A 19,579-nucleotide genomic window follows, 5' to 3' on the forward strand; every position below is an offset into this window, starting at 1 on the left:
CCCATGAACCCGCAACGCATCCTCACCATCCTCCTCAACTACCGCACGCCGGAAATGACCCTGCAGGCCGCCGAGGCCGCACTGCGCGAAATGGAGGACCTGCCGGGCGAACTGCTGGTCATCGACAATGGATCCGGCGACGGCTCCTATGATCAGATCCGCGCCGAAGCAGACAAACGCGGCTGGCTTGGCAGCGGACGGCTCCGGGTAATCGCCTCGCCAATGAACGGCGGCTTTGGTGCGGGCATGAACATCGGTATTAAAGCCGGTCTCCACGACAACAGCGTGCCGGAATTCTACTACCTGCTGAACTCCGACGCCTTTGTGCAGGGCCGCACCATCCGCACCCTGCGCGACTTCCTGCTGGAACGTCCCGGCGCCGGTCTGGCAGGCTCATACGTGCGCGGCACCGACGGTGTGCCGCATCGCACCGCCTTCCGCTTCCCCTCCATCGCGGGTGAGTTCGAGGCCAGCGTACGCACCGGCATTTTCACCCGCCTGCTGAAACCCTGGGTGGTCGCCATGGACATGCCGCAGGACGAGCTGCAGGTTGACTGGACCGCCGGCGCCAGCCTGATGATCCGCCGCGAAGTCATCGAGGCCGTTGGCGGCTTTGATGAAACCTTCTTTCTGTATTTTGAGGAAACCGACCTCTGCCGCCGCGCCGCCCGCGCGGGCTGGCGCACCCACTATGTGCCAACCAGCGAAATCGCCCACGTGGGGTCGGCGTCCACCGGCATGAAGGCCTGGCAGCGCACGCCGCAATACTGGTTCGACTCGCGGCGGCATTACTTCGTGAAACACCACGGGCATGCCTACGCCGCCGCCGCCACGCTGGCACGGATCACCGGCAGCCTGATCTATGGGTTGCGCCGCCTGACCTCGGATAAACCACAGGCGGATCCGCCGCATTTCCTGCGCGATCTGGTCCTGTACAGCCTGCGTGCGGCATTTGCACCGCGGCCAAAACCATCAAAAGAAACGCGCGCGCCCTCTCCGATCGCAAAGGAGCAGAAATGACGTCCTTCACATGTGCCCTGATTGGCAATGAATCCCTTCTGATCGGCTGCGCCGAGGCACTGCTGGCACGCGGCCACCAGATCCGGGCCGTCGTGTCGCAAGATCCCGATATCCGCAGCTGGGCCGATGGCAAGGGCCTGCCCCTGCTGGACACCCAGCAGCAGCTGCCAGGCGGGTTCGACTGGCTGCTGTCAATCGCCAACCTGACAGTGATCCCTGATAAGGTTCTGGCACAGGCCGCCAAAGGCGCGGTGAACTTTCACGACGGCCCCTTGCCCCATTACGCGGGCCTTAACACCCCGAACTGGGCGCTGATCAATGGCGAGCCACAGCACGGCATCACCTGGCACCTGGTGACCAGTGGCGTCGATGAGGGCGACATCCTGGCCCAGCGGCTGTTCGATGTGGCGGCGGATGAAACCGCGTTCAGCCTGAATTCCAAATGCTACGCCGCCGCGATGGACAGCTTTGGCGAGGTGATGGCGCAGCTGGAAACCGGCGATCTGAACCGCCAGCCGCAGGACCTGAGCCAGCGCCGCGTGTTCGCCAGATCCGACCGCCCCGCCGCAGGGGGGCTGCTGGACATCTCCCGCCCCGCCGCCGAACTGGCGCGGCTGGTCCGTGCCTTGGACACCGGCGGATACTGGAACCCGCTGTGCGCCGCCAAATTGCGGATTGGCGGGCAGGTCGCTCTCACCGGAGCCGCGGAACCAGCAGTAGGCTCCGGCGCCCCCGGCACAGTGCTTGACGTCCGCAAAGACAGCGTGACAATCGCCACCGCAGACGGCGCGCTGATGCTGTCGCGGCTGACCACGCCGGCAGGCAAACCGCTGGACGCAACCGGGCTGGTCAAAGCCGGCGATGTGCTGCCGGCGCTAACCGGGGAAGACGCCGGGACCCTCACTGCACAGATGGCCGCTGCGCAGGGCGGCGAAAGCCACTGGCGCAAAGCGCTTGCCGCGATGCAGCCGGTCCATGTACCGCTTGCCACAGATACCGGCGGCGCAGGGGTAACCCGCCGGAAGATCGCCATGCCTGCCCCCCTCAGCGAGGAACAGGCCGCCGCCGGGGTGCTGATCTGGGCCTTGCTCAGCAGCGGCGAGAAATCCGCTGATGTGGCGCTGTCCATCGCCGGTATGAACGCGGTTCCAGGGCTGATATCCGATTGGGTACCGCTGCAGGCGCGGCGGGCACAAACCGTGTCCGGCCTCCAGGCGAAAGCAATTCAGGGCATTGAAAAAGCACGGGAATACGGTGGTTTTGCCGAGGACTTGGTCGCGCGAGCACCCGAGATTTCGGCGTTCTCTAAACCGGCCATAGGCCTGTCTCTGGACAGGGACAACCCGGTTTCAGGCTGCGCCGCCACCGTCGCTTTCTGCGATGGCGCACTGGCGCTGCACACGGACAACGCCCAGCTGAACGAACAGGCCGCAGAATTGCTGGCCGCGCGGCTGGCACTGGTGCTGGGCGCCCTCGCCGGTGATGCGGACCAAGAGGTCGCAACCCTCCCCATCCTGCCCGAAGCCGAGCGCAAGCTGCTGCTGGAGGATTGGAATCAGACCGCCGCGGACTATTCCGCAGATCTGACCATTCACGCCGCTTTCGAGGCCCAGGCAGCCAGCACCCCGGACGCCGCTGCACTGGTGTTCGAGGACCAAAGCTTCACCTACGCCGAGGTCAACGCCCGCGCCAATGCCGTGGCCGCACGCCTGCGTGAAATGAGCGTGAAACCGGGTGCACATGCAGGCATCCATATCCGCCGCGCGCCCGAGCTGGTCTTTGCCGCCTTGGGCGTGATGAAGGCCGGCGGCGCCTTTGTGCCGCTCGACCCGGCCTATCCTGCAGACCGGATTGCGCACTATATCAGCGACAGCCAGGCGCAGGTGATCGTGACGCAATCCGCACTGGCCAGCGCCCTGCCCGCCTCAGCCGCGCAAGTGCTGGAAATCGAAACCGTCCCCGCGGGGACAGCCGAAGATAACATCAATGGCGGTGCGGCCGGCAGTGATCTCGCCTATCTGATCTATACTTCCGGTTCCACCGGCCTGCCCAAGGGGGTGATGGTCACCCATGCCAATGTCGCGAACTTCTTTGCCGGCATGGATCAGCGCATCCCGCATCAGCCCGGCGATGCCTGGCTGGCGGTGACCAGCCTTAGCTTTGACATCTCGGTGCTGGAGCTGTTCTGGACCCTGTCGCGCGGGCTGAAGCTGGTCTTGTCCAGCGATGAAAGCCGGCTGGAGCTGTCCAAGGGGCCCGTGGCCCTCAGCGACCGCAAGATGGATTTCAACCTGTTCTACTGGGGCAATGATGATGGGCCGGGGCCGCAGAAATACCACCTGCTGCTGGAAGGCGCCAAGTTTGCCGATAGCCACGGTTTCAACGCGGTGTGGACGCCGGAACGGCATTTCCACGCTTTTGGCGGACCCTACCCGAACCCGTCGGTAACCGGTGCTGCGGTGGCAGCGGTGACGCAAAACATTGGCGTGCGGGCCGGCTCCTGCGTGGCCCCCTTGCACCATTCCGCGCGGATCGCCGAGGAATGGGCGGTGATCGACAACCTGACAGCAGGCCGCGCCGGGATCGGCTTTGCCTCAGGCTGGCAGCCGGATGATTTCATCCTGCGGCCCGAAAACACGCCGCCTGCAAACAAACCGGCGTTGTTTGAGAGCATTGAAACCGTGCGCAAACTCTGGCGCGGCGAAGAGGTTGCCTTTGCCCGCAAGGATGGCAGCGATCATCGCGTGGTCACCCAGCCCCGTCCTGTCTCAGCCGAACTGCCGGTCTGGGTCACCACCGCGGGCAACCCCGAGACCTGGCGCGAGGCCGGGGCGATCGGGGCAAACGTGCTGACCCATCTCTTGGGCCAAAGCATCGACGAGGTCGCGGGCAAAATCCGTATCTATCATGACGCTTTGCGCGATGCCGGCCATGACCCCGCGGATTTCAAGGTTACCCTGATGCTGCACAGCTATCTGGCAGCCACCCGCGAGGAAGCCCGCCAAGTGGCGCGCGAGCCGATGAAGGACTACCTGCGCTCGGCCGCCGGCCTGATCAAGCAATATGCCTGGGCCTTCCCGGCCTTCAAGAAACCCGAAGGTGTAAAGAACCCGTTCGAGATGGATCTGGGATCGCTGTCGGAGGAGGAACTGGAAGCGATCCTCGACTTCGCTTTCGAGCGGTATTTTGAGGACTCCGGCCTGTTCGGCACCATTCAGGACGCCTGCCTGCGGGTCGAGCAGCTGAAGCGCATCGGTGTGGATGAGATCGCCTGCCTGATCGACTATGGCATCGCACCGGATGTGGTACTGGAGGGGCTAAGGCCGCTGGCCGAAGTGCTGCGCCTGTCGAACGCACCGCAAGAGCTGGCGGCGGATGACTTCTCGCTGGCTGCACAGATCGTGCGCCACGGCGTCAGCCATATGCAGTGCACGCCTTCAATGGCGCGGATGATTGCCGCGGATAAAGACGCCGGCGCCTGTTTGGCACAATTGCAGCATCTGCTGGTGGGGGGCGAGGCCTTGCCGGGGGATCTGGTGCAAGCGCTGCGCGAGGCAACCTGCGCGGAGATCCACAACATGTACGGCCCGACCGAGACGACGATCTGGTCGACGGTGGAGAAAGTCATGGCTGTCCCGGCGGGGACAACCGGGATCGGCACGCCGATTGCCAATACGCAGGTTTACGTTCTGGACGAAAAACAGATGCCTGTCCCCGCGGGGACGCCCGGTGAATTGTATATCGGCGGCGCGGGTGTCACAGTCGGCTACTGGCAGCGGGAAGAGCTGACCTCTGAACGGTTCGTAAACACAGCGTTCGCTGACACCCCCCTTTACCGCACCGGGGATCTGGTGCGCTGGACAGCCGGCGGCACGCTGGCCTTTCTGGGCCGCACCGACCATCAGGTGAAAATCCGCGGCCAGCGGATTGAGCTGGGCGAGATCGAAGCCGCAATGGCCGCCTTCCCCGGTGTGACGGGGGCAGTGGTTGTGCCCCGCGGCGATGCCGGCAGCGAGCAACTGACAGGTTATCTCACCGCCGCTGCACCTGTTGACGAGAGCCTTGTGAAACAAGCCTTGGCGGCCAGACTGGCCGAGGCGATGGTGCCCGCACGGATCGTCACATTAGAGGCTTTCCCGCTGACACCAAACAAGAAAATCGACCGCAACGCACTGCCTGACCCGCAGCCGGCACGGGCCGAAACCCCTGCGGCTGTTGCGCTGGATGCAGGCGCGCAAGCCAGGATCGCAACCGTCTGGAGCCGCATTCTGGGCATTAGCGGCATTGGCGCGCAGGACAACTTCTTTGCGCTTGGCGGCCATTCGCTGCTGGCGGTACAGGTGCACCGGGAATTGCGCGACGAACTGGGCGAAACACTGGGGACTGCGAGCCTGTCGATCACGGATATCTTCCGCTTCCCGACGCTGGCCGGTCTGGCGGCCCATATCGAAGGGCTTGCAGGCACACCTGCAAATGCGGAACAACAGCCGCAGGACAGCGAAGGACCCGACCGCGCCGGCACCATGTCGAAACGGCGGGCCATGCGTGCAAACCGCAGAGCAAGGACCGGATGACAGAAGCCGAAAACAAACTGGCAAAGCGGCTGGCACTGGTCCGGCCGCTTTTTGCCGCCGATGTGGCGCTGGCCGGGGCAGATCCGCTGGGCGCCCCGCCCGCGCCGCTGTCAGAGGAAGCCGTGGGGCTGTCGCCGAATGCGGTCGCCAAACGGCGCACCGAATTTGCCGCGGGCCGCGCGGCGGTGCATCAGGCGATGCAGCAGCTTGGGCTGGCGCCTGCTCCTGTGCCCGTGGGCCGCGACCGGGCGCCGGTCTGGCCCAAGGGGCTGGTTGGTTCAATCACCCATACCAAGAGCTGCGCCATGGCCGTGCTGGCCCATGAGGGCGACGTTCAGGGTCTGGGGATCGACGTGGAAGAGGACACGCCGCTGAAGGACGAACTGCTGCCTGCAATCTGCTCGGAGCGGGAACAGGCCTGGCTGAAACGGCAGGACAATCCCGGACAGATGGCCAAGGTGATCTTTTCCGCCAAGGAAGCGGCCTATAAATGCCAGTACACGCTGAGCCGGGCTTTTTTTGGCTTTGACGGGATGGAGCTGGAGTTTGATCTGGCGGCAGCCGCGTACCGGGCCGTGTTTACTGCTGACCGGCCGCCTTTTGTGCGCGGAGAAGCTGTCAGCGGAGGTTTTGCGGTTGGTGCCGGCCTGATCATCACCACGGCGGAAATCCGGGGGCGCGGATGATGGGGCGGCGCGGGTTTCTGGTTTGTGGCGCGCTGAGTGCGGCTCTGGGGCTGATGGCCTTTGCAACACGCAGCCGCGGCGTACCGGTTCCGCCGCCGCTGGCGCCGCCTGAGGCACCATTGAAGGTGTTTCACCTGGGTCATTCGCTGGTCGGGTCTGACATGCCGCATATGCTGGCGCAGCTGGCGCCTGCGGGGCATGGGTACAACAGTCAGCTGGGCTCGGGCACATCGCTGCGGGCGCATTGGGAGCCTGGTGAAGACATCCTCGATTTCGCAACCGCCAACCAACCGCCCGCTTACCGGGACGCGCGGGAGGCCGTCGGGTCTGGTGAATACAATGCCGTGGTGCTGACCGAGATGGTCGAGCTGCGCGATGCCCTCCGCTATTTCGGCGCTGCTGAGTACGTCGCGAATTGGGCCGGGCTTGCGCGGGCGGCGTCACCCGGCACACGCATATATCTATATGAAACCTGGCACAGGCTGGACGACCCGGACGGCTGGCTGGCCCGGATCGACGGCGATCTTGAAACGCTTTGGGTGACTAAGCTGCTGGGTCCGGACAGCCGCCGCAACCCGCAGCACCCGGTCTATCTGATCCCCGGCGGTCAGGTGCTGGCGGCGGTGGCGCGGGCGGCGGAGGCCGGGGAGATCCCTGGCCTGGCTTCACGTGAATCGCTGTTTGCCCGCACGCCGGCAGGGGAATTGGACACCATACATGTCAATGATCTGGGGGCCTATGCGGTTGCCCTGACCCATTACGCGGTTCTGTACCAGCGTACGCCCATTGGGCTGCCGCATCAGTTGACCCGCGCCGATGGCAGCCCGGCGCAGGCGTTCCCGGCGGACGCCGCGGCCAGGGTGCAGCAGATCGTCTGGGAGGTGGTGCGCGCCCTGCCCCGTACAGGTATCGCCACCGGGGGAGCACCGTCATGAAGCTGGAGGCGCTGATTACCTCTGTGGTCATGATCGGCCATTCGCTGTTCGGGCCGGACAACCCGCAGATGCTGGACCAGCTTCTGAATGCGCGCGGGCAGGCCGCAGCGGGGCCAACGGTGGAGGCGCAGATCATCAATGGCGCGCCGCTCAGCTATAACTGGCAGCACAGCAGCACCGCCGAGGGTGTTGATTCACGTGAAAGACTGCGCCGCCCGGCGGATGCGGTGATCGTGACCGAAGCGATACCGCTGGCCAACCACCTGAAGTGGAGCGATACCGAAGGCGCTGTCACCCGGTTTTACCAGCTGGCCCGGGCCGCAAACCCGGATGTGGATTTTTATCTGCAGGAAACCTGGCACAGTCTGAACAGCGGCACCGGCGCCGAGGTGCCCTTTGACAAGGGGGCGGATGTGCCCTGGCGCGAAAGGATCACCCAGGACCTGCCGCGCTGGCAAGCGGTAGTTGATGAGGTTAACACAGCCACCGGCGGCACCGTGAAACTGCTGCCTGCCGGGCAGGCCATGGCACGGCTGGAGGATGCGATCCTGGCCGGCACCATGCCCGGTCTCAGCAGCATCCGCGATGTGTTTGCCGATGATATCCATCCCAATGCCACTGGGTTTTACTTCCTGACGCTGCTGCAATTTGCGGTGCTGACCGGGCAGGACCCGGCAGGCCTGCCGCATCAGCTGAGCGACCGCTGGGGCAAGCCCTATCCCGCGCCGCCGCCGGACCTGGCAGCGCGGCTGCAGGACATTGCCTGGGCTGCGGCCCAAGGAACCGATGTGCGCACCGCCGCTTTGCCGCCGGATCCTGCCGCGCTGCCGCGGGAGGCGGCGCTGCCTGCGCTCAACTCGGTGATGGACGCTGACAAGGCTGTCAGGACCGCCCCACTGGCCAACCCCATCCGGCAACCCGTCGCCATCAACCTGGCAGCCATTGCCGACTGGAGCACCCAGGCGCCGTTCCTGGATCATTTCAAAACCGCGCGCCCCTGGATCGGGCATCTGCCGAAACGCTGGGGCGGTGCGGACCACCAGGATCTGCTGGCCGCCGGGTATCTGGACCCGGAAGGCTGGCCCACCGCAATCCCGCCTGAGCTGACATCAATCGGCACGGTGATCCTGACCGACCTGCCTGCGGAAGCCGTCTCGCTGGCGGGCCGCTATGTGCTGCGGTTCGAGGGCCAGGGCATTGTCGAGGTTGCGGGCCGGGCAGAGAATGTGCGCTACGGCAAGGGCGAAGTGCGGTTTGACTATACCCCCGGCCCCGGTCCGGTGGAAATCCGCATCCAGCGGACAGGGCGGCGCGGCGGGAACGGCGATGACTATGTGCGCAACATCCGGGTGGTAAAGGAAGAGCATCTGGAGGCCTATGAGCAAGGCGCGCTGTTCAACCCCTTGTGGCTGGACCGGCTGGACGGGTTTGCCGCGCTGCGGTTCATGGATTGGATGGCCGCCAATGATTCAGAGCAAACCGGCTGGGAGGACCGGCCGCGGGTTCCTGAATATACTTGGGCGCTGAAGGGCGTTCCGGCCGAGATCATGCTGGCGCTGGCCAACACGCTGGGGGCCGATCCCTGGTTCACCATGCCGCATATGGCGGATGACACCTATGTCCGCCAGTTTGCACGGGCAGCAGAGCGCGGCTTGGATGAGGATCTGCGCGCTTATGTGGAGTATTCCAACGAGGTTTGGAACTGGCAGTTCCAGCAAGCGGCCTGGGCCGATGCGCAGGCGCAGGCGCGCTGGGGCGGCGATGGGTTGTGGATGCAGTTCTACGGCGGCCGTGCCGCCGAGATTGCGCAGATCTGGACGCAGGTTTTTGGCGCCGACAGCAAGCGGCTGGTGCGGGTGATCTCCTCGCAGACCGGCTGGCTGGGATTGGAAGAGCAGGTTCTGACGGCGCCGCTTTGGAAGGCGGAACAGGCGCGGCGCCAAGCCCCTGCTGCCTATTTCGATGCCTATGCGGTGACGGGGTACTTCGGCGGCATCCTTGGCATCCCGGAACGCGCCGGGCACGTCCGCGCCTGGATCGCCGACAGCCGGGAGCAGGCCCGGGCGGTGGCGGCGGAACGCGGGCTGACCGGCCCGGCGGCAAGCGCATTTGCAAAGGAACATCAATATGATGCAGCCTCTGCCCAGGCCGGAGCGGAGTTGCGCGACGGGCTGATCTCGGGGGACGGCACCGATACATTGACCGACTTACTGGGGCGTGTGCTGCCCTATCATGCCCAGGTTGCGCAAAAACACGGGCTGGAGCTGATCATGTATGAAGGCGGCAGCCATGTGGTCGGTATCGGCCCATTGGTGGAGGATGAAACACTGACCCGGTTCTTCACCCACTTCAACTATACGCCCGAGATGGGCAGGCTGTACCGGGAACTCCTGTCAGGCTGGAGCGCCCTTGGCGGGGGTCTGTTCACCGCCTATGCCGATGTTGGCGTGCCCGGTAAGTGGGGCAGCTGGGGTGCCTTGCGGGTTCTAAGTGATGAGAACCCGCGCTGGGACGCGCTGGAGGCAGTGAAGTGACCAGAGGTGTTTCGGTCCTGATCCCGGCCCATGATGAAGCAGAGTATATCGCCGGGTGTCTGCAAGCGGTGTTTGCCTCGGATCCGCTGCCTGCGGGCATGGCCGCTGAGGTTCTGGTGCTGGCAAATGGGTGCCGCGATGAGACCGCCGCGCTGGCGCGGGTTCAGCAGCCTCCTGCTGGCTGGGATCTGCGGATTCTGGAGTTGCCGGAGGGCGGCAAGCTCGGGGCGCTGAATGCCGGCGATGCGGCAGCCCGCGGCGGTATCCTGATCTATCTGGATGCGGATGTTGCAGTCAGCCCGGCGCTGATCCCGCAACTTGCCGCAGCACTGTCGCAGGACGTGCCGCTTTACGCCAGTGGCTGCCCGCAGGTGGCACTGGCGCGCAGTGCGGTGACCCGTGCCTATGCACGGCTCTGGACCCGGCTGCCGTTTGTCACCGGCGGCGTGCCCGGGTTTGGCGTATTCGCCATGACCCGGGCCGGACGGCAGCGCTGGGGGGATTGGCCGGACATCATCGCCGATGACATCTTTGCCCGGCTGAATTTTGCACCGTCTGAACGGGTGAAAGTGCCGGCTGTCTACAGCTGGCCGATGGTGGAGGGTTTCCGCAATCTGGTCCGGGTGCGGCGGCGGCAAAACGCAGGCGTGGCTGAGGTGGCAAGCAAATACCCAGGCCTGCTGCAGAACGAGGACAAAATCCCGCCAAGCGCCGGCGCCGTGCTGAAGCTTCTGCTGTCGGATCCAGCTGGTTTTGCGGTCTATGCAATGGTCGGCCTGGCCACAAAAACACCGCTGTTTGCTTCAGCCAGCCGCTGGACCCGCGGCCGCTGAGGCCTGGGTTTTGCCGCTGGCCTGTCCCGGTGGTGCTCCCGCGCCCGCAGGGTGCCCTGGCTGCGCCAGCGCACCCTTGGCGGCCTTGGGCGTGGCCCGGCGCCTTGGCGCCGGGCCACGCCCAACGGAAGCGGTGCATCTGCAGATGCACCGGCGCCGGGCGGGAGTGCGCCGGTTTTACCCGGCGATGGCCTTGCGGAAATGGGCGGCGAGTTTGGCGGCCTCTGCGGCACTGTCATGACGTTTCAGCACGCGCCTGCGGCCCCCCTCGCCCATGCCGGTCAGCTGCTGGTGCGGGGTCTGTGCAAGGGTGAGGACGGCCTGTGCCAGGGCGTCCTCATCCCCGGCCGGCAGCAGCCAGCCCGTTTGTCCTGCCACCACCAGTTCGGGCGTGCCTGCGATATATGTCGCGATCACCGGGCGCGCGGCGGCCATTGCCTCCATCACCACCATCGGCAGACCTTCGGCAAATGATGGCATCACCAGCGCATGGGAGTTTGCCAGCTCTGCCTGCACCTCGGTTTCGGCAAGCCAGCCGGTCAGGGTGACGCTGCCCTGCAAACCATGCGCTGCAATTGCGGCCTCCAGCGCAGGCCGCATACCGCCATCACCAACCAGCGACAGATGCAAGTCCGGGATTTCCTGCACCAGCCGTGCCATGGCTTTCACCAGCACCATCTGGCCTTTCTGCTCCACAAACCGCCCGATCGCCACCAGCCGCAGCGGCCCCTGCGGCAACGGCGCAGGATCTGCAAACCGTTCCGGCTCAATCCCGCAATGCACCACTTTGAGACTGTCCCACTTACCGAAAGCGGCCCAGCGGCTCAGCTGGCTTTTGCCAAAGCTGCTGACAGCCACAGTAAAAGCCGCACGGTTGATCTTGTCGCCCAGCGACAGCGCTTGCGGCGCGTCGAACTCCTCGGGCCCGTGCACGGTGAAACTGTAGCCAGGCCCGCCCAGCGCATGGGCAAGCATCGCCACAGCGGCAGCGTTGGTGCCGAAATGGGCATGCATGTGCTGCACGCCTTCCGCGGCGCAGCGCTGTTTCACATAGGCAGCCTCACCCAGATAGATCAGGTGCCGCAGGAGGCCCTTGTCCGATGCGCGAGCCAATTTCGCCGCCAACCGCAGCGCTTGTGCAAAGCGGGCGGGGGCTGCGGCCTCCCTGGCGAGGGCAGCAAGCAGGCGCCCGGCGCCGGCCTGCAGCACGTAGCCGGTACGGGCTGCCTCAGCCTGATCCTGCGGATCCGCCAAAGACGCAGCCGAAGGGCGCATTGCCAGGCGCAGGATCTCCACGCCCTGATGTTCCAGCGCCTGCAGCTCACGCCGGATGAAACTGTGCGAGGGCTGGGGGTAAGTGTTCAGGACATAGGCAATTTTCAACGCGGCTGGTTCCGTGCAAATCTTGGGTCTGCGGCAGGTTAACGGCGGTTGAGCAGCTTGCCCAGCGTCCTGTTGCGCTTGTCGCACAGATGTGGAGAATGGGCTGCGGGGGCGATGATTGTTAAAATATTTCCGCCCCTCAATCCCGCATTCCTGTTGCAAGCGGCCCTGTGATTGACGCCCCCTGCCCTGCCGCCTAGCCTGCGGAACCGGACGTTTGGGGATTGGCGTGGATATGCAGCGGGTTACTTCGCTCTTTACCGGTCAGGGGATGATGGCGCGGGTGCTGCGCTCAGCCTCCTGGCTGATGATCGGCTATGGCGGCAGCCAGGCCTTGCGGCTGGCCTCAAACCTGATCCTGACCCGCCTCCTGTTTCCCGAGGCCTTTGGCCTGATGGCGCTGGTCTCGGTGGTGACGGTGGGGCTGTCGCTGTTTTCAGACGTTGGTATCGGGCCATCGATCGCCCAGAGCCCGCGCGGTGATGATCCGGAATTCTTGGACACGGCCTGGACCATTCAGGTGATCCGCGGTTTTGGCCTGTGGGCATTGACGGTGCTGCTGGCCTGGCCTGCCGCGCAGTTTTATGGGGCGCCGGAGCTGCTGATCTATCTGCCCATTGCCGGCGCCGGATTGGCAATTGCCGGCTTCAACCCGACAAGGATCGAGACCGCGCACCGGCATCTGCTGGCAGGGCGGGTCACGGTGCTGGATCTGGCGGGCCAGGTCATCGGGCTGGCGGCGATGATTGCGCTGGCACTGGCCACCCAGTCGGTGATCGCGCTGGTGCTGGGCGGGGTGATCCAGGCGGCGGCCAAGCTGCTGCTGTGCCACTACGGCCTGCCCGGTGCTGCAAACCGGTTCCGCTGGGAACGGGCCGCAGCGGGCGAGCTCATTCATTTCGGCAAGTGGATTTTCCTGTCGACCGCCTTCTGGTTTCTGACCTCGCAAGGCGACCGGGCGATCCTGGGCAAGTTTGTCCCGCTGGAGGTGCTGGGCATCTACAACATCGGCTATTTCCTGGCGAGTTTTCCGATGCTGCTGGGCCATGCGGTGAACCAGCGGCTGATGATCCCGGTTTACCGCGGCAAGCCCGCAAAGGAAGGGGCGGCGAATCTGCGGCGGCAGCGGCAGCTGCGCATGGGGCTGACGGCGGGGATCCTGACGATACTGATTGCGATGGCCTGGGCCGGCCCCTTGCTGGTGCAGCTCCTGTATGATGACCGGTACCTGCAAGCGGGGCCGATGATCGTGCTGATTGCGCTGGCGCTGGCGCCTGCAGTGATCACCATGACCTATGATCAGGCAGCCTTGGCAGCAGGCGACAGCCGCGGTTTTTTTGTGTTCTCGGCTGCGCGGGCCTGCTTGCAAACGGGCATGTTCCTGGGCGGGGTGGCCTGGTTCGGGCTGGCGGGCGGCATTGCGGCGCTGGGGCTGGCGATGCTGGCGGCCTATCCGTTGCTGGTGCAGCTGGCGCGCAGGCATCATGTCTGGGATCCGCTGCATGATGCGGTCTATGGGCTGCTGACCCTTGCGGCCGGGGGTGCGGCCCTGCTCTGGCACTGGGATGCTGTAACGGCCATGGCAGCCGCGATGAGCTTTTCCTGACCTCAGGCCCCGCGCCTGAACAGCCTGGACAGCCCGCGCTGGGGCCGCCGGGCGTCCATTACCGGGATTGAGACCACTGGCATCAGGCCGGTTTCCCGCTCCATCTGCGCGGCAGTGCGCAAAACCGGGTGGCGCAGCTCTTGCAGGAAGGCCGCCAAAAGCGCCGCGATAACACTAGCCGCGGCGCCCAAAAGGGCCTTGGTCTTGCGGGCGCCGGTTACAGGAAAGTCCGGCAGCGGTGCGGGTTCGATCACTGTCAGCCGCTCGGCCTGACGGCCGGTTTCCAGGCGAAAGCCGACCTCGGCCTCGTTGCGGCGGGCGGTCATTTGCGACAGTTCTCCCTGCGCCTGCTCCAGGCGGCGGTCATAAGCGCCTAGCCGGCGTTCAACCTCGGGCGTGGTCTGCAAGGAGGCCTCAAGACCGGTCTTGCGCTGGGACAAGAGCTGCTCCTGGGCGTCCAGCGTGGCCAGTTGCTGGTCCGCCTCCGCCAGCAACCGGCGGGCCGTGGCCGGGCGTTCCGTGGCCTGGGCCTGATCGGCAGCGCGGCGGATTTCGATGCGTTCACGGGCGATCTCCAGCAGCCCCTCGTTCATCGTGGCGATTTCGGCCCGGCGGAATTCGATGGTGCCGGGCAAGGTCACGTCGTTTTCATTCCGGTAGGCCGCGATTTCGTCTTCCAGGGCCGCAATCTGATCCGCCAGTGCGGCCTCCTTTTCGGCAAAGAAGCTGAGGGTCTCGCGGGCCTGGTCAATGCGGGTGGCGACGCTGAGTTCGATGGTGCGGCGGCCGAATTCGCTGGCGACCTGCTGCGCCTGCACGGCGGTGGGCATCCGGGCGGTGATGGTCAGCACCGAAATAGTGCCGTCATCGGCAAAGCCTTCACGCGCGGCGGCGACGCCGGTGATGCGGACCGAGCCCCGCAGCAGCGCCACTTTCTGCAAGGGGGTCAGTGCGGCCATGTCCGCGTAAAGACCGAATTTTTCGATGATTTCCAGCACCGTGCCGCGCGCCATCAGACGTTGTTCGATCAGTTGCATCCGCCGGGCAGAGGAGCCTTCGACCGTTGATTTCGCCAGTTCACCGGCGATCTGCGGCTGGGTGACCTGCAGCACCTCGGCGGTCTCAAATTCATGCTGCTGCCGGGCGGCAATCCAAAGCGACAGCAGGCAGCCCAGAACAAAGACGCAAGCGATGGTGAACAGCCTGCGCCGCACCATATCCAGGAAATCGCCAAGCGAGTATATCGGCCCCATCTGTCTGCTCTCTTGCGGCTGGTGTTCGCCAGCCGGTTGCCATCCATGTTTTCAGGCAGCCCGCCGGCCGCCGTAGCCCGTATTTTGACCACAGCAACCGGGCAAAACTATGACCCCCGGCTGCGTGGCCGTCAGTTCAGCGGGCTGTCCGCCTTGCGTGCCCGGTTCAAAACCACACCCAGCATTTGCGTATGGCCCGCCAGCATCTTCTCGCAAGCCGCTAGCTGGGCGGCAGTGGTGCTGGTGCCATCTGCAATCAGCAGCACCCCGTCCACCTGCGGCAGGAAGGCGGCGGTGTCGTCATGCTCCAGCACCGGCGGCAGGTCGAACAGAGCGGTATCGGCGCCCAACCGCAGCATCATGTCCTCCAGCACCCCGGCGCAGCTGCGGCCATGCAGGATTTCGGCGGCATCCTGATCCGCGGCGCTGTTCAGGCCGACAGCCAGCGAGGGCAGCGGGCGCAGCAGCTGATCCTCCAATTGAACGCGTCCGGACAAAAAGCCCGCCAGTTGCCCAGGTGCTGTCATTCCCAAGGCCCTCGCGGCACCGGGGCGGCGGAAGTTCATATCCATCAGCACCGTGCGGCTGTCCGGCACCCGTGCCAGGCTCAGCGCTAGGTTCACGGCCGTAAAGGTGGCGCCGCAGCCGGCGGCGGGCGCCGTCAGGGCAACCCGTTTCCAGCCGCGGGCCTTCAGCGTGTGCAACAGCCGGGTGCGCAGCAGGTCAAACGACTTGGCCGCAGGATCTGCGCGGAACCGGCTGACCAGAGGCAGCCGCGCCTGTGCCTGTGCTGCGGTGTCAAATGGCACCTGGCGGATCCTGTCCCAGGGGTCTGGCAGGGTCGCAGGCAATTGCGCAGGCGCCGCAGCAGAAGAGACAGTGGCCGCGAGAGGCGCCATTGAAGGCTGGCGGCCGCCATCCTCAGTGGCAAAAGGCATGGCATCCGCCGGAGCGCCGCGGCGGCGGAACCGTTTGAAGCCCTGCTCGCTCATGCCGTTCTGTTCCCCCTCCTGCGGGCTGCCTGCCGGACTGGCAGCACATGCCCCTGATCGTGCAAAATGCTTCACAACCGCGTTCCCCGCAATGGCTGACCGCGCTGCAGCGGGCACTCGGGCCGGGGTCTGCAGCGGATCAGACAATAATTAATATCCCGTCCCTTTCAGCACCACGCCTGCGGTCCGCCAGATCAGCCCCAGATCCCGGCCCAGCGACAGGCTGCGCCGGTATTCGAAATCCGCGTGCATACGGCTGGCAAAGCCGGCCTCATTGCGGACCGAAACCTGCCAGATGCCGGTGATACCTGGACGCAGTTCGTTATAAGCGCCGGCATCGCCATACAGCGGCAGCTGTTCCGGCAGCATCGGGCGCGGGCCGACCAGGCTCATATCGCCAACCGCCACGTTCCACAGCTGCGGCAGCTCATCCAGCGAGGTCGCACGCAGAAAGCGGCCAACCTCTGTGATACGCGGATCGTTCTTCAGCTTTTGGGTGTCATCCCATTCCTGGCGCAGCGCCGGGTCAGCCTCAAGATAATACTGCAGCAGGTGGTCTGCATCGCGCACCATGGTGCGCAGCTTCAAGATGCGGAAGACCTGCCCGCCGCGGCCCAGACGGGCCTGGGTGTAAAACGGCCGGCCGCCCTCCAGCCAAAGCGCTGCCGCACACAGCGCAATCAGCGGCAGTACCAGCGGCAGGCTTAGAATCACCAGCAGCAGGTCCAGCCCCCGCTTGCCTGCCGCGGCATAGGCACCGCCTGACCCCTGCCTGGACCGTCGCGCCTGAGCGATGCCCTTCAAAGCCGCATTTATGTTGGCTGCTTGCATCTGTTGCGCGGCCATTGCTGGCCGCTGCCGTTCGATTTCAGCCCGCATAAAAGACAGCCCCGCCCCTCCGGGAACCATGTCTTTCATTCGAAAACCCCCGCTCTCCAGCCTTAAATCCTGCTGGACCGCCGCCTCAATAGACGGCCGTTCAAACTCAACCCCGCATTCCGCAAATCTTTGACAGCGAAATGCCATTACTGATTTTCAGATTCAGAACCGGCCACGCCCCCACGCGCCCGCATCTATTTTGGAAACCGCCCAATTCCCCGGCGGCAGTTCAGTGCCGCACTTTTCTGCAGCCCGTCTTATTTAAAGCAAATTTTAGAAATTCCGCACAAAATGTGAAAACAGGCCGGAAAAAACCCGGAAACCCCATTTGAATAGAGATTGCCCGGAGACAATTCGCACCTCTTGCAAGCCATTGTTCACGCGGGAGCGCTTTGCTTGTTCGGGCTGCGGGGATCTGCGGAGCCACGGGCCGGTTTATTTACCCCGGAACTGCCCCGGGCTTTGGCCTGTCCAGCGCCGGAACGCATCGCTGAAACTATTCAGCCCGGAGTAACCCAGGAGAAAGGCGATTTCGGCCAGGGCCAGGCCGCTTTCACGCAGATAGCGAATTGCCAGCGCCTTGCGCAGTTCTTCAAGAATGGTGAAGTAGCTGGTTCCCGTTTGCGCCAGTTTGCGCGACAGGGTCCGCGGGCTCATCCCCAGATCCGCCGCCACAGTGCCAAGCGTGGCCGAGCCGCTGGACAGCCGCGCAGAAACCGCGTCTTCGACCTGTGCTGCAAGACCTGTATTTTTGCGGCCCCGAGCCTGGCCCGCCAGAAGCTGATCTCCATAAGACCGCAGCACGCGCAGCAGAACACCGTCGGCGCCGGCCAGCGGCAGCTCCAGATCTTCAGGCCTGAAGACAAACCGGCTGGCCGGGGCGCCGAACTCCACCGGGCAGCCGTAGAATGCCGAGACTTCATCCTTTCCGCCGCGGCGCTGATGGCTGAAGGCTGCCTTTTGCGGTTCAATCCGGGATTCAGTTCCGTCACGAAGGGCGGCAAAGAACACCGCTGCCAGAAATTCAATGTACTGCTGCGCGTGCAAACCGGGCTCCGCTCTGCACGTCCAGGTGAACTCGCCGTGCGAGGCAAGCCGGGAGGTCTCCAATTCCCAGACCTCGCTCATGACGCCGGCATAACGCGCGATGTTGCGCAAAAAACAGCCTGCAGTCGGCGAACTCCGCGCGATGTAGCCCAATAGCCCAGCCTGCCGCAAATCCGTTGCACAGCCGAGACGGAAGCCGAACAACGGGTCGCCGGTCAGTTCCGCCGCACGTTCAAAGAAGCCCGCGATTGCCGCAAACGGTGCTGCGGGGTCTTCCTTACTCAGCAGCGCCTGGCCGAAACCGGTTCCCGCAAATACTGCCGCAGGTGTATAGTCACGGGCCAGAAGATGGCGCGCGGCCAACTGGGCAAAAATCGCATTATGAGGTGCCGGAGTGCCGGGCATATTTGCAGTACCTCCTGTCACTGTTACGCGTGCGCCGCCTTGTTCCGGCGCGGCACAATCCACCGGGCTGCCGGTTCCCGTATTCCGCGCCGCCGTCTCTGGCGGGCGAAGGGCCGCCGGTGCCTGAACTCTAATGGATTTTGGGGATCGGGCGCAGAGCTGGATAGGCTGTCTTTTGCACAAATCCTGCGCGCGTTAGCCCATGACGCGCATACGTTCGGACAGTACCTTCGCCATACGGGTATTCAGCCCCATACCGGCGGGCGGAGCGCCCGCTTGCCGGAGCAGAGAATCAGCGCCATAAGCCCGGTAACGCAATGGCAAAGGAAGTGAGGGCATCATGCAGCCTCCCCGCAACGGCACCGGCTGGCTGGCCGCAAATCTGGACGGAGACACGCTTTCAGCCTGGGAAATGGCCGGCAGCACAGCGGGGCCGGCCCAAGTGCTGCGCCTGCAGGACAGCCGTCCGCCCGCGCTGGCGGCAGCGTTGCGGCAGGTGCTGGGCGGCGCGCCGCGCCCGGTGCTGCTGGGCGGCACTGCCCTGGCGCCGCCGCATCCGGTTCCGGTGCGGCCGGCCGGGCTGCCGGTGGCAAAAACGGAGTTGGACGGCATGCCGGTTCACGTGCTGCCAGGGCTGAGCCAGGCCGCACCCTGCGGGTTGATGCAGGGTGCCGCGGCTGCGGTCAGCGGCTTCTTGCGGCTGAACCCGGATTGGGACGGGGTGATCTGCCTGCCGGGCATGGTGACCCATTGGGTGCAGATCAGCGCCCGGGAAGCTGTCAGTTTTCAAAGTGCTTTGACCGCCCAGCTGGCACAGGTTGCGATACAGGGCATGGCACTGGAGGCGGCAGGCGCCTGGGACAAGGCTGTATTAGCAGAGGCGGTGGCAGACGGCATTGCCAAACCCGAGCAGCTGGCAGCGCGGCTGGCTTCGGTTCAGGCGGCTGCGGCGTTGGGACAGCTGCCCGCTGAAGCTGCGCGGGCGCAGATCTGGGGTTATTTTCTGGGCGCCGAACTGGCGGCTGCCCGGCCTTACTGGCTGGGCCAGAACCTGGCCTTGATCGCCGACCCGTCTCTGCAGGCTTTCTATGCCGCGGCATTGGACGCGCAAGCACTGCCGGTCACCTTGGCGGATCCTGGCCGCATGACGCTGCAAGGGCTGATCGGCGCCTGGCCAGGTTAGGTGTACCGCCTGCCAGCCTTCGCTGCCCTGGCAGTCCGCCAGCGGGACCGCATCATAAGGGCCGCAAACCAAGGTGTTTCAAGGTCATCCGAAGTGCTCCCGCGCCTGCAGGTGTCCCGGCTGTGCCGGGGCCCCTTGGCAGCCTTGGGCGTGGCGCCGCACAAAGTGCGGCGCCACGCCCAACGGGCACAGGCTTTCCGTCAGGAAGGCCGAAGCCGGGCGGGAGCGCTCCGCGGATGCCGGGACATT

At 65.0% G+C, this 19,579-nt stretch carries 13 protein-coding genes; 8 read left to right on the forward strand and 5 right to left on the reverse strand.

Annotation, left to right across the window (positions count from 1 at the left end; genetic code table 11):
• Positions 1 to 3 precede the first annotated feature (3 nt).
• From K3555_RS15265 to K3555_RS15290, 6 genes are read left to right on the forward strand one after another with little or no spacing between them, the layout of a single operon-like run.
• Positions 4 to 1,020, forward strand: a complete 1,017-nt coding sequence (locus K3555_RS15265; protein ID WP_260006087.1) for a glycosyltransferase family 2 protein — start codon at positions 4 to 6, stop codon at positions 1,018 to 1,020.
• The gene (locus K3555_RS15270) at positions 1,017 to 5,594 is read left to right on the forward strand and encodes a MupA/Atu3671 family FMN-dependent luciferase-like monooxygenase (protein WP_260006088.1); all 4,578 of its coding nucleotides are present in this window, start codon (positions 1,017 to 1,019) and stop codon (positions 5,592 to 5,594) included. Before K3555_RS15265 ends, K3555_RS15270 begins: the two co-directional genes overlap by 4 nt.
• Positions 5,591 to 6,280: a 4'-phosphopantetheinyl transferase gene (locus K3555_RS15275; RefSeq protein WP_260006089.1), complete on the forward strand. Its 690-nt coding sequence runs from the start codon at positions 5,591 to 5,593 to the stop codon at positions 6,278 to 6,280. Before K3555_RS15270 ends, K3555_RS15275 begins: the two co-directional genes overlap by 4 nt.
• Complete coding sequence (locus K3555_RS15280) at positions 6,277 to 7,215, forward strand: hypothetical protein (RefSeq protein WP_260006090.1); 939 nt, start codon at positions 6,277 to 6,279, stop codon at positions 7,213 to 7,215. The genes K3555_RS15275 and K3555_RS15280 overlap by 4 nt, the downstream gene beginning before the upstream one ends.
• A complete protein-coding gene (locus tag K3555_RS15285; RefSeq protein ID WP_260006091.1) occupies positions 7,212 to 9,749 on the forward strand; it encodes a hypothetical protein in 2,538 nt (845 codons plus the stop codon). Before K3555_RS15280 ends, K3555_RS15285 begins: the two co-directional genes overlap by 4 nt.
• Positions 9,746 to 10,582 (forward strand): glycosyltransferase, encoded by an 837-nt coding sequence (locus K3555_RS15290; RefSeq protein WP_260006092.1) that lies wholly within the window; start codon positions 9,746 to 9,748, stop codon positions 10,580 to 10,582. The genes K3555_RS15285 and K3555_RS15290 overlap by 4 nt, the downstream gene beginning before the upstream one ends.
• 177 nt (positions 10,583 to 10,759) lie before the next feature.
• On the opposite strand, the gene K3555_RS15295 is transcribed toward K3555_RS15290, so the two are convergent.
• On the reverse strand, positions 10,760 to 11,965 hold the full coding sequence (locus tag K3555_RS15295; protein ID WP_260006093.1) for a glycosyltransferase: 1,206 nt from the start codon (positions 11,963 to 11,965) through the stop codon (positions 10,760 to 10,762).
• 235 nt (positions 11,966 to 12,200) lie between these two features.
• On the opposite strand from K3555_RS15295, the gene K3555_RS15300 reads away from it, so the two are divergent.
• The gene (locus K3555_RS15300; protein ID WP_260008549.1) at positions 12,201 to 13,571 is read left to right on the forward strand and encodes an oligosaccharide flippase family protein; all 1,371 of its coding nucleotides are present in this window, start codon (positions 12,201 to 12,203) and stop codon (positions 13,569 to 13,571) included.
• Between the two features lie 2 nt (positions 13,572 to 13,573).
• On the opposite strand, the gene K3555_RS15305 is transcribed toward K3555_RS15300, so the two are convergent.
• From K3555_RS15305 to K3555_RS15320, 4 genes are all read right to left on the reverse strand, one after another.
• On the reverse strand, positions 13,574 to 14,824 hold the full coding sequence (locus K3555_RS15305) for a DUF874 domain-containing protein (protein WP_260006094.1): 1,251 nt from the start codon (positions 14,822 to 14,824) through the stop codon (positions 13,574 to 13,576).
• Between the two features lie 131 nt (positions 14,825 to 14,955).
• The gene (locus tag K3555_RS15310; protein ID WP_311199985.1) at positions 14,956 to 15,816 is read right to left on the reverse strand and encodes a CpsD/CapB family tyrosine-protein kinase; all 861 of its coding nucleotides are present in this window, start codon (positions 15,814 to 15,816) and stop codon (positions 14,956 to 14,958) included.
• Positions 15,817 to 15,966: 150 nt separating this feature from the next.
• The gene (locus K3555_RS15315; RefSeq protein ID WP_409201698.1) at positions 15,967 to 16,695 is read right to left on the reverse strand and encodes a sugar transferase; all 729 of its coding nucleotides are present in this window, start codon (positions 16,693 to 16,695) and stop codon (positions 15,967 to 15,969) included.
• A gap of 435 nt (positions 16,696 to 17,130) precedes the next feature.
• Complete coding sequence (locus K3555_RS15320) at positions 17,131 to 18,147, reverse strand: AraC family transcriptional regulator ligand-binding domain-containing protein (protein ID WP_259997541.1); 1,017 nt, start codon at positions 18,145 to 18,147, stop codon at positions 17,131 to 17,133.
• 340 nt (positions 18,148 to 18,487) lie between these two features.
• Here K3555_RS15320 and K3555_RS15325 point away from each other — a divergent pair, with 340 nt between their 5' ends.
• Positions 18,488 to 19,330: a 2-dehydro-3-deoxygalactonokinase gene (locus K3555_RS15325; RefSeq protein WP_260006097.1), complete on the forward strand. Its 843-nt coding sequence runs from the start codon at positions 18,488 to 18,490 to the stop codon at positions 19,328 to 19,330.
• The last annotated feature ends 249 nt before the right edge of the window (positions 19,331 to 19,579 follow it).

This window comes from Leisingera sp. M527 (genome assembly GCF_025141525.1).
Taxonomy (GTDB): Bacteria; Pseudomonadota; Alphaproteobacteria; order Rhodobacterales; family Rhodobacteraceae; genus Leisingera.